General features: G+C 59.0%; 3 tRNA genes and 1 pseudogene. 1 reads left to right on the forward strand and 3 read right to left on the reverse strand.

Going from position 1 to position 903, the window contains the following annotated elements:
• Nucleotides 1–322 (forward strand): annotated as a pseudogene (locus BTW08_RS19190) (dihydrouridine synthase); the annotation flags it as partial.
• 93 nt (nt 323–415) lie between these two features.
• Here BTW08_RS19190 and BTW08_RS18190 read toward each other — a convergent pair.
• The 3 genes from BTW08_RS18190 to BTW08_RS18200 form a co-directional block, all read right to left on the reverse strand.
• Nucleotides 416–492 (reverse strand) — tRNA-Arg (locus tag BTW08_RS18190).
• Between the two features lie 44 nt (nt 493–536).
• Nucleotides 537–613 (reverse strand) — tRNA-Arg (locus BTW08_RS18195).
• A gap of 52 nt (nt 614–665) precedes the next feature.
• Nucleotides 666–758: transfer RNA gene (locus BTW08_RS18200), tRNA-Ser, on the reverse strand.
• Nucleotides 759–903 lie beyond the last annotated feature (145 nt).

Raw genomic sequence — 903 nt, forward strand, 5'->3', positions numbered from 1 at the left:
CGTCATGCTGGCCGATCCTTGGCTGGCAAGGCGCATTCGTCATTGGCAGGTGTCGGGCGGCGAGCGCCTGTTGGCCACACCGTGGTCGGCACGCAGCGACATGCTGTGCCGTTACGCCGACGCCAAGCGCCGTGCGGGCATGGCGGAGAAAGTGATCGTATCGCTGCTGAAGCAGTGGCTGAACCACATGCGAGGACGCGATGCAGAGGCGGCTACGCGCTTCATGGCGCTGCGCCGGGAAACCGCCCTGACGCCCTTCCTGGCGGGCTTACACGCTTCCGAGCCGGGCGTCTCGCCTCGCGACGTCTCGACAGCCGTCTAGGCGGTCGTCACTTTCTCATCGGTGAGGGCCAGACAAACAAAAGCCAGACAAACAAAAACCCCCGCATCAGAGATGCGGGGGTTTTTGACTGGATGGTGCGCCCGGGAGGATTCGAACCTCCGACCCCCTGATTCGTAGTCAGGTACTCTATCCAGCTGAGCTACGGGCGCGAATTCTGGTGAAACGACGCTATGAATCGATGCGTCGGTGTGGGTGGTGCGCCCGGGAGGATTCGAACCTCCGACCCCCTGATTCGTAGTCAGGTACTCTATCCAGCTGAGCTACGGGCGCTTGATCCACAAATTTTCACACGGCGTGATCGAGATTTTCGATTGTTCGAAAATGGCGGAGAGGGAGGGATTCGAACCCTCGATAGGGCTATAAACCCTATACTCCCTTAGCAGGGGAGCGCCTTCAGCCACTCGGCCACCTCTCCCCGATCAGCACGGCGCGTAGATTACCGATTCCGCTGAGCATTGTCCAGCCGAAGGCCAAACTTTTTTCGTGAAAAACCTCAGAGGATGAATAAGTTACCGCGAGACAAGGTCAGAAGGCGAAGTCATGAGGATGAAAGAGGGGTT

The sequence above is a fragment of the Salinicola sp. MH3R3-1 genome, from assembly GCF_001937155.1.
GTDB lineage: Bacteria > Pseudomonadota > Gammaproteobacteria > Pseudomonadales > Halomonadaceae > Salinicola > Salinicola halophyticus.